This is a genomic window from Collimonas sp. OK412, from assembly GCF_900112135.1.
Lineage (GTDB): Bacteria > Pseudomonadota > Gammaproteobacteria > Burkholderiales > Burkholderiaceae_D > Collimonas > Collimonas rhizosphaerae.
The window spans coordinates 1-8,806 of the sequence record NZ_FOLC01000049.1 but is presented as its reverse complement, the minus strand read 5'-3'; the positions used below and the strand labels follow the sequence as shown (position 1 = coordinate 8,806).

The window sequence follows — 8,806 nt, the reverse complement described above, 5'->3', positions numbered from 1 at the left end:
CAAATCGAACAGACCTTTCGCGACTTGAAGAATCCCCAGTGGGGGATGGGAATGCGCGACAGCCAGACGCGCAAGCGCCACCGCCTTGCCATCTTATTGCTCATCGCTGCGCTTGCAACCTACGCGCTTTGGCTCATTGGGCTAACCGCCTTGGGCCAAGGCTACCGGCTCGCTTATGGCAGTGCCAAAAAATCCGCCTCCACTCTATCAATCCTGTCACTCGCCCGTCACTGGCTGGCGGATCGGAACGCATTACAGTTTCGATACTGTCTATACAACCAAGCCGAAAACGAACTAATGGATAGAGTGAAAACTTATGAGATTTGAGGGGAAGGGTCAGGGTCAGAGTAATTTTCGCAAAAGGCGCGAAAAAAAACTCTGACCCCATTTAACTATTACATCAGAGCGCTGCGGCGAGTTCGGCGCCTTCGCGTATCGCCCGCTTGGCATCCAACTCACTGGCAAACGAAGCACCACCAATCACGTGATAACGCGACCCCGTCTGCTGCTTCCTGGTTTTCACCGGTTCGCCAGGCTTTCCCGGTGCAAGGACCTCAGCCGGAACCAATTCGTACAAGGACTCCTGCCCCGCACAGATCACCACGTTATCCACCGCCAGCACCCGGCTTTCGCCACCAATGCTGACATGCAAACCCTGATCGTCAATACGCTGGTAATCAACCCCCGCCAGCATCTGCACCCCATTACGCTGCATCACGCTACGATGCACCCAGCCCGAAGTCTTGCCCAACCCCGCCCCCACCTTGCTCTGCTTACGCTGCAACAGATGGATTTCCCGCACCGGCGCCGCCACCGCCGCAGGCCGCAGTCCACCCGATTCCGCCGCCAGCGGATCGACACCCCACTCGTCCATCCATTCCGCAATCGGCACCGGCAAAGGCACATGCGCATCGTGCAGCAGGAATTCGCACAGGTCGAAACCGATGCCGCCGGCGCCGATCACCGCCACCCGCTTGCCGACCGGCGCCTTGCGTTGCAGCACGTCGAGATAAGACAGCACCATCGGATGGTCGATGCCCGGAATGCGCAGGTTGCGCGGCGTCACCCCGGTCGCCACGATGACGTCGTCGAAACCGAGCGCCGCCAGCTGCTCGTGGCTGACGCGCTGGTTCAGCTGCAGCTCGACCCCGGTACGTTTGAGACGGTGATGGAAATAGCGGATGGTTTCGCTGAATTCTTCCTTGCCCGGAACCTGCATCGCGATATTGAACTGGCCGCCGATCTGCGCCGCAGCCTCGAACAGCGTCACCCGATGGCCGCGCTCGGCAGCCACGGTCGCCGCCGACAAGCCGGCCGGGCCGGCGCCGATCACCGCTACCCGCCGCGCTTTTACCGTGCGCCGGTAGACCAGCTCGGTTTCATGGCAAGCCTGCGGATTGACCAGGCAGGTGGCGCGCTGGCGCTTGAACGTGTGGTCGAGGCATGCCTGGTTGCAGCCGATGCAGGTATTGATTTCCTCGGCGCGGTTCTGCTCGGCCTTGAGCACGAATTCGGGATCGGCCAGGAACGGCCGCGCCATCGACACCATGTCGGCGTCGCCCTCGGCCAGGATCTGTTCCGCCACTTCCGGCGTGTTGATGCGGTTGGAAGCAATCACCGGGATCTTGACGGCGCGCTTGAGGCGCGCCGTCGCTTCACGAAACGCGCCGCGCGGCACCGAAGTGACGATGGTGGGAATGCGCGCCTCATGCCAGCCGACGCCGGTATTGATCAGGGTTACGCCAGCCTGCTCCAGGGCCTGCGCCACCGCCACCACTTCGGCGCCGGTATTGCCGCCTTCCACCAGGTCCAACAGGGACAAGCGGTACATGATGATGAAATTTTCGCCGACCGCGGCGCGCATGCGGCGCACGATTTCCAGCGCCAGCCGCATGCGGTTCTCGATGCTGCCGCCCCACTGGTCCTGGCGATGGTTGGTGCGCGGCGACAGGAACTGGTTGAGCAGGTAACCCTCGCTGCCCATGATTTCCACGCCGTCGTAGCCGGCGCGTTGCGCCAGCCGGCCGCAACGCACATAAGCCGCGATGGTGGACTGGACGCCGCCTTCGCTCAGCGCGCGCGGCTTGAACGGCGAAATCGGCGACTTGATGGCTGAAGCCGACACCACGAACGGCTGGTAGCCGTAGCGCCCGGCATGCAGGATCTGCATCACGATCTTGCCGCCTTCTTCATGCACGGCGCTGGTCAGGCGCTTGTGGTTGTGGATGTCGCCGATGCTGTTCATGGTGCCGCCGAACGGCAGCAGCCAGCCCTGCCTGCTGGGAGAAATGCCGCCGGTCACGATCAGGCCGACACCGCCCTTGGCGCGCGCCCGGAAATACTCCGCCAGCTTGCCGTAATGAAAAAAGCGGTCTTCCAGGCCGGTGTGCATGGAGCCCATCACCACCCGGTTTTTCAAGGTGGTAAAGCCGAGGTCGAGCGGGGCGAGCAGGTGCGGGTAGACGGGGTGGGACATAGGTTTTTCCAAAAAGCAGTGGCGCTGCAAAAGTCGGTGACAGGCCGGAATCTACCTGAAAAGCGCCGGCGGATCGCTGAAACATCCCTGTTTTGGCGGCGATTAGAGGCACTAGCCTATTCTGGGCGATCCCTGCCGGAATGGGGCGCAGCTGGACAGGAAGCCTCGCTGTTGTACCCGTCGCGCCGCTACCAGCCGCTGCGCGCCACGATTTTCATGCAATTCATGGCTGAGCGGATCCCGTTGCTACCGGGTTTTGCCGCACCGGTTTTCAGACGCTAGAAGATCTTATTTTTTGGCGGTTGTCGCCGCTGCCTTCTTGGCCTGGTTGAACACCGGCCCCCACAACGGATGGCCTTTTTCGCCTGCGCTCAGGTCGAAGCCGGCATCGAGTTTCAAGGCTTTGTCGAATTGCTGCCTGCACAGCTTCTTCCTGGCAGTCACGCAATAGCTGAAAGCCATGTATTTCAGGGCTTCGGTCTGGGTCGCGACATCCGCCGACCAGATCTCGGGCGCATTCGCCAGGCGCTTGACGGCGGCGCTGTAGCTGCCCTTGTTGTAAAGGGCGATGCCGTCGGCCAAGGCGGATGGCTGGGCCGGCTGTTCAGGCGCGGCGGCTGCACCGGCGGCGGTTGCCGCTCCACCTGGCGTCGCCACTGCCGCGGCCGGTTTGGTGATGCTGTCGAGGCTGTCGCAAGCGCCAAGCATCATGGCGGCAGCCAGCATCGCAAAGCTGCTGATACGGGTAAAAGAGGTGGTCATGACGCGTTCTTGGCTGAAATGCATTTAGTGGGACGAAAAATCGTAGTCGATACTACGCGATTTTTTCGGGCTGACGTCAATTTCAAATACGCGGTCAGGAAAACTCGGATTGACCACCTTGACCTGATGTTTGCCTTCCGGCAGGACCAGTTTTTTCAATGGCGGACTGACGCCCTTCATGCTGCCGTCGACCAGCACATTGCCCCATGGCTTGATGGTCAGCAAAACCACGCCGGTCGGATCGACCGCTTTTGCCTCGGCGTCCTTCAGCGCGGCCGGCTTGGCCGCTGCCGCTGCGACATTCTCCGTGCCGCTGCCTTGCAGTTCGGCCAGCCTGGCGCGCGCCGCTTCCGCATGCGGGCCGCCCGGGTATTTTTTCAGGAAAGCGTCGACCTGCTGCGGCGTCGCGCCGTTCAGCTGTTTCACGGTTTCCCAGGCGACGGTTTCCTCATCAAGGACCTGCTCGGCCGGCGCTGCGGCGGGCTTGGGCGCCGGCACCACGGCGGGAGCACGGACGGCGGCAACTGCAGCCGGCGCCGCCGCCTTCCCGGCGGGCTTGAGCCACAGGTAGGCGCCCAGCGCCAGCACGGCGACGGCAGCGCCGATCCACCAGGCCGGCGCCCTTAACGGCTTGTCAAGTACGCTCGGCGGCACGGCCGGACGCTTGCGCGCACGCCGGTCGTCGCCGATCGTCGGTTCGTCGCCCGGTTTCTTGCGGTTGGGCAGGCGGAATGCGATCGGGGCGGTGGCTTCATTGTCCGGCATCGGCATCGGCACCGACAGCTCCAGGTCCAGCAGCTTGCGGAATTCCTCTATCGATTGCGGCCGGTCGTCCGGCTTGACCGCCAGGCCCTTGTCGATGGCGGCCAGGAATTCCTTGCTGAAGCCGCTGTACTCGCCTTCCTGCAGGCACTCTATGGGATCCTTGATCATGCGCGCCACCGAGGTCGGCGGCGCGCTCTTGACGACAGCAAAATAGATCACCGCCGACAGCGAATAGATATCGGTCCATGGCCCTTGCTTCATCAGGGCGTCGTCGGCGTACTGTTCAATCGGCGCGTAACCCGGCTTCAGGATCACGGTCAGCGAATGGGTCATGTCGCCGATGATCTGCCGCGCTGCGCCGAAGTCCAGCAACACCGCCTCGCCGCTCTTCTGGATCATGATGTTGTCGGGCGAGATGTCGCGATGCAGTATCTGCACCCGGTACATGGCGTCGAGCGCCTCCAGCATCGGCTTGAGCATGCTTTTCAGCCAGGCTTCGGTCACCTGCGCCGGCGAATTCTGCACCACGCTTTTCAGCGTGCGGCCTTCGTAGTAGCGCATCGCCATGTAGGCGGTATTGTTCTGTTCCCAGAAACGGTAAACCTTGATCAGCGCGGGATGGTCGAATTGCGCCAGCAGGCGCGCCTCCTTGATGAAGCTTTTGAGGCCGATGGTGAACGTCTCGCGGTGCCGCTGCGAGCGCACCACGACTTTTTTATCCGGTCCGCGCCCGGCGAACGCGCCCGGCATGTATTCCTTGATCGCCACCATGCGCCGCAGCGACCGGTCGAACGCAAAGTAGACAATGCCAAAACCGCCTTCGCCGATGACGCCGATGATTTCAAAATCGGCCAGGCGCGTACCCTTGGGCAAGCAGTTTTCGACAGCCGTCGTTTCGTGCTGGTCAATCGGCTTGGCGTTTTGCATATTCTCTGGATTCGACGTTAGTTATATTATTCTGGACAGCTATCAACACGTCTCTAGCAATTCGCCGAGGGTTAAGGTTCGGCGACATAAATCGTAAACGCAGTACAGTTATCAAGCGGAATATTGGATGCCTTGCCGTTCTTTTCGACAATCGCGTGCATGAGGTCGAGCCAGTCCTGGGCAGAACCGGCCCGCAGCGCCGCCTGCTCCATTTCCGCCTCGCTGATCCACTCCCAGAAACCGTCGCTGCAGACCAGGAAGGTATCACCCCCTTGCAGCTGAGTCACGTCCTGCGTGATGTCCGCCGGCGCGCTACCCTCGACGCCGACCGCGGCGCACAGGATGCTGCGGCGCGGATGGCGGCGCAGCTGCTCGGGCGAACAATGGCCGGCGTCGACGAATTGCTGGATCAGGCTGTGGTCCTTGGTGGCGCTCAACAGCTTGCCGCGGCGGAAAAGGTAGAGCCGGGTGTCGCCCATGTGGCCCCACAACGCGCAACGGTTCTTCTGGTCGATCAGCAGCACCGCCACGGTTGAACTCATGTCTTTCAGGCGCGGGATCTGCGCCTGGCGCCGGGTCAGCTGGGCTACCGCGTGTTCAATATAGGACTGCAGCGCGCGCGGACCGAAAGAAGCTTCTTCCACGAACATTTCCATGATCGAATGGACCACGATATTCGAGGCGATCTCGCCGCCGTACTGGCCGCCGACGCCGTCAGCGACAATCACGCAAGCCAGGTCTTCCTGCAGCACGCTGCCCCAGGAATCCTGGTTAACCTGCCGCCCGCCGGCATGGCTCAGCTGCGCCAGGCTCAGGACCACCGGAACCGCCGTGTCGCTGAGCAGCGATTGCTCAGGCATGCTGCGTCTCTCTTTTCTGCTTCTCTACTTTTCTTTCGTAAGCCTGCAAGAAAGCCTTGCCGAACAGGGTCTGGAAATCGTCCTGCGCGGCTTCCGCGATGATCCGCTGGTAGCGTTCGGCATAGGCATCCCATAACCGTGCCTTACGCTTCGCCGGCAGCAGCGCCTCAAGCACGCCGCCTTTTTTCGCGCGCTTCTCCATGACTTCAGGATTGAAGCGCTGCAGCATCTCGTTCATGGTCGCACGCATGCCGGAAACCACGCCCACCTGGTGCGCCTGCAAATCCTGGTAAGCGTCTTGCATGGCTTCGGTGGCGCCCATGAAACCCGGCATTTTCTTGCGCAGCATCTGGATCAGCACGGTCTGGCTGTCGGCAAAGAATTTCAACGGATTATTGTTGCGGACCACTACCTTGGTCACGTCCGCATGCGCTTCGCGCTTTACCAGCGCGCGCGATGCGTTCAGGTCGATCGTGCCCTGCACCGCCGTTGCCAGCAGCTTGCCGACGGTTTCCATCATTTCCGCCGTCAGTTCCGGCGCCAGGGTCCCGGCCGGCAGGCCCGCGCCCTTCATGAACGCCAGCACCAGCGCTTCGCTGGATGCGGATGGCTCGGCCTGGCTCTCTTCGCCGGCATCGGCCGGCGCCGGATTCGCGGCAGGCCGGGTTACCGCGCTCACGGGACGCACCGGCGCCGCCGGCATCGGTGCCGGTGAAGTAGGCAATGCCGAATTGGCGGTCGCCGCCAGTTCCAGGTTCAATTGCGCGAGCGCCGCCAGGCGGGTCTCGGATACGCTCAGCAGCGGTTTGCCGCCATTTACCCGTTTCACCGGATTGGCCGGTGGCTGGCCTGGCTGATTGGTCATGTCAGGATTATCTTTCATCAAGTTGAGCTGCGCCTCGGCGCGCAATAAGTACAGTCCGATCTGGATTTCATCGCCTATCTGCAAATCGTATTCGCGCTCGGCGTCGATCTCTTGCCCGTTCAGCAGGATCGGATTGGCGCGGCTGAGATTGGTGATGGTCTGGCGGATGCCGTCGCTTTTGATCGCCGCCTGGATGCGCGATACAAAATTCCGGGGATCGGCCAGCACGAAGTGGTTTTCATCGCTGCGGCCCAAGGTCCTCGGCTCGCGGCCGAACACGGCCGACAGAGGCAATTCAGGCGCCACGTTGTTGTAAGAAATGACACTAATTTTTATCATCGGGTGGGTTTCCAGCTGCACCTGGCCTGGCGCAAAAAGCCTGAGAGAATCATGGCTTGCCTGGCTGCAAGTTCCATGCCCAAGAAATGCCTGCCGGAAACGACCTGAGAAGCCCGAAAAACCTGGTAATTCGGTGGTTTTCAACCTGCAAAACTGCCCTCTCTTGTCATCCGTAGTGACATTTTCTGTCAGCCAGGGCCGGGATCAAGAACAGGGGTGCAGGTCTGGAAATTGCGGGACAGGGCGCCGCCCTGCCCGCAAGGAGGAGCGAATGCCCTCAGGACTGGCGCAGCATGGCCTTGATGCCACGGACCGCCTGGCGGATCCGGGCTTCGTTTTCGATCAGCGCAAAGCGCACGTATTCATCGCCGTATTCGCCGAAGCCGATGCCGGGCGAAACGCACACCTTGGCTTTTTCCAGCAGCTGCTTGGCAAACTCCAGCGATCCCAGGTGGCGGTAGGCTTCCGGTATGCGCGCCCAGATGTACATCGACGCCTTCGGGATATCGACCATCCAGCCGGCCTCATGCAAGCCCTTGGCCAGCACATCGCGCCGGCTCTGGTACTTGGCGCAGATATCCTTGACGCACTGCTGGTCGCCTTCCAGCGCCGCAATCGCCGCAACCTGCACCGGCGTGAAACTGCCGTAGTCGTGGTAGCTCTTGATGCGCGCCAGCGCCGCCACCAGCTCCTTGTTGCCGACCATGAAGCCGATGCGCCAGCCGGCCATGTTGTAGCTCTTCGACAGCGTGAAAAACTCCACCGCGACATCGCGCGCGCCGGGCACCTGCATGATCGACGGCGCTTGCCAGCCGTCGAAGACGATGTCGGCGTACGCCAGGTCGTGCACCACCAGGATGTTGTGTTCCTTGGCCAGCTTGACCACGCGCTCGAAAAATTCCAGCTCGACGCACTGGGCGGTGGGGTTGGACGGAAAGCCCAGCACCATCATTTTCGGTTTCGGATAACTTTCCCGTATCGCCCGCTCCAGCTCGGCGAAAAAATCCACGCCCGGGCTCATGCGGACCGAACGGATATCTGCGCCGGCGATCACCGCGCCGTAGATGTGGATCGGATAACTCGGATTCGGCACCAGCACCGTATCGCCGCGATCCAGCGTCGCCAGCATCAGGTGCGCCAGCCCTTCCTTGGAACCGATGGTGACGATCGCTTCGGTATCCGGGTTGAATTCGACGTCATAGCGTTTCTTGTACCAATGGCTGATCGCCCGCCGCAGCCGGGGAATACCCTTCGATGCGGAATAACCATGGGTGTCGGGCCGCTGCGATACTTCAACCAGCTTGTCGACGATGTGCTGCGGCGTAGCGCCGTCGGGATTGCCCATCGACATATCGACAATATCCTCCCCGCGCCGGCGCGCCGCCATTTTCAGCTCGGCGGTGATATTAAAAACGTAAGGGGGAAGACGATCGATGCGCGAAAACCTGCGCGGAGTTGCGGATTCAGACATGGCTTGTACTTTCACGTTAGCGCCCGGAACCGTCCGAGCGACGTTGGAACGGATTGGCGCTCCAGCGACGATTCTATTGAACAACGAATGATTGCGCAATAACGAAAATGCCGCCGGCCACGATTCGGAAAACCTGTTTGTCACCGCATCCGGCAAATAGACAAGGCTGTGGCTTTTGACGTTGCGGTTGATTTTGACGTTGGGGTTGAAGTTGCTTTTGACGTTGGGGTTGCCGTTGGGGTTGCCGTTGCTTTTGAATTCCGCATTGAGACGTTGCCAAATCCGGCGCGTGTCAGCCGGGAATTGTGGGGAAAGATGTTTGAGCCGAAGGCGAGTTGCTT

The 8,806-nt window shown here is 61.3% G+C and carries 6 protein-coding genes and 1 pseudogene; 1 reads left to right on the top strand and 6 read right to left on the bottom strand.

All coding sequences use genetic code 11. The features are described from left to right. Window positions 1-327 (top strand): annotated as a pseudogene (locus BM062_RS26310) (hypothetical protein); the annotation flags it as partial. Between the two features lie 73 nt (window positions 328-400). Here BM062_RS26310 and BM062_RS24605 read toward each other — a convergent pair. The 6 genes from BM062_RS24605 to alaC form a co-directional block, all read right to left on the bottom strand. Beyond that, the gene (locus BM062_RS24605) at window positions 401-2,476 is read right to left on the bottom strand and encodes an NADPH-dependent 2,4-dienoyl-CoA reductase (protein ID WP_092402308.1); all 2,076 of its coding nucleotides are present in this window, start codon (window positions 2,474-2,476) and stop codon (window positions 401-403) included. Window positions 2,477-2,764: 288 nt separating this feature from the next. Further along, entirely contained in the window at window positions 2,765-3,238 is a 474-nt protein-coding gene (locus tag BM062_RS24595; protein ID WP_139220193.1) for a TssQ family T6SS-associated lipoprotein, read from the bottom strand. 24 nt (window positions 3,239-3,262) lie between these two features. Further along, entirely contained in the window at window positions 3,263-4,930 is a 1,668-nt protein-coding gene (locus tag BM062_RS24590; RefSeq protein WP_092402299.1) for a serine/threonine protein kinase, read from the bottom strand. A 71-nt stretch (window positions 4,931-5,001) separates the two neighbouring features. Then, on the bottom strand, window positions 5,002-5,790 hold the full coding sequence (locus tag BM062_RS24585; RefSeq protein WP_092402296.1) for a PP2C family protein-serine/threonine phosphatase: 789 nt from the start codon (window positions 5,788-5,790) through the stop codon (window positions 5,002-5,004). Beyond that, window positions 5,783-6,994 (bottom strand): type VI secretion system-associated FHA domain protein TagH, encoded by a 1,212-nt coding sequence (gene tagH, locus BM062_RS24580; RefSeq protein WP_092402293.1) that lies wholly within the window; start codon window positions 6,992-6,994, stop codon window positions 5,783-5,785. The genes BM062_RS24585 and tagH overlap by 8 nt, the downstream gene beginning before the upstream one ends. Before the next feature lie 277 nt (window positions 6,995-7,271). Further along, window positions 7,272-8,465 carry an alanine transaminase gene (gene alaC, locus BM062_RS24575; RefSeq protein ID WP_092402311.1) on the bottom strand — a complete coding sequence of 398 codons (1,194 nt, stop codon included), beginning with the start codon at window positions 8,463-8,465 and terminating at the stop codon, window positions 7,272-7,274. Window positions 8,466-8,806: the final 341 nt, after the last annotated feature.

Excerpts from the sequence above, each read along its gene's own strand:
- tagH (WP_092402293.1), bottom strand. The coding sequence starts at position 6,994 with ATGATAAAAATTAGTGTCATTTCTTACAACAACGTGGCGCCTGAATTG.
- alaC (WP_092402311.1), bottom strand. The coding sequence starts at position 8,465 with ATGTCTGAATCCGCAACTCCGCGCAGGTTTTCGCGCATCGATCGTCTT.
- BM062_RS24585 (WP_092402296.1), bottom strand. The coding sequence starts at position 5,790 with ATGCCTGAGCAATCGCTGCTCAGCGACACGGCGGTTCCGGTGGTCCTG.
- BM062_RS24605 (WP_092402308.1), bottom strand. The coding sequence starts at position 2,476 with ATGTCCCACCCCGTCTACCCGCACCTGCTCGCCCCGCTCGACCTCGGC.
- BM062_RS24595 (WP_139220193.1), bottom strand. The coding sequence starts at position 3,238 with ATGACCACCTCTTTTACCCGTATCAGCAGCTTTGCGATGCTGGCTGCC.
- BM062_RS24590 (WP_092402299.1), bottom strand. The coding sequence starts at position 4,930 with ATGCAAAACGCCAAGCCGATTGACCAGCACGAAACGACGGCTGTCGAA.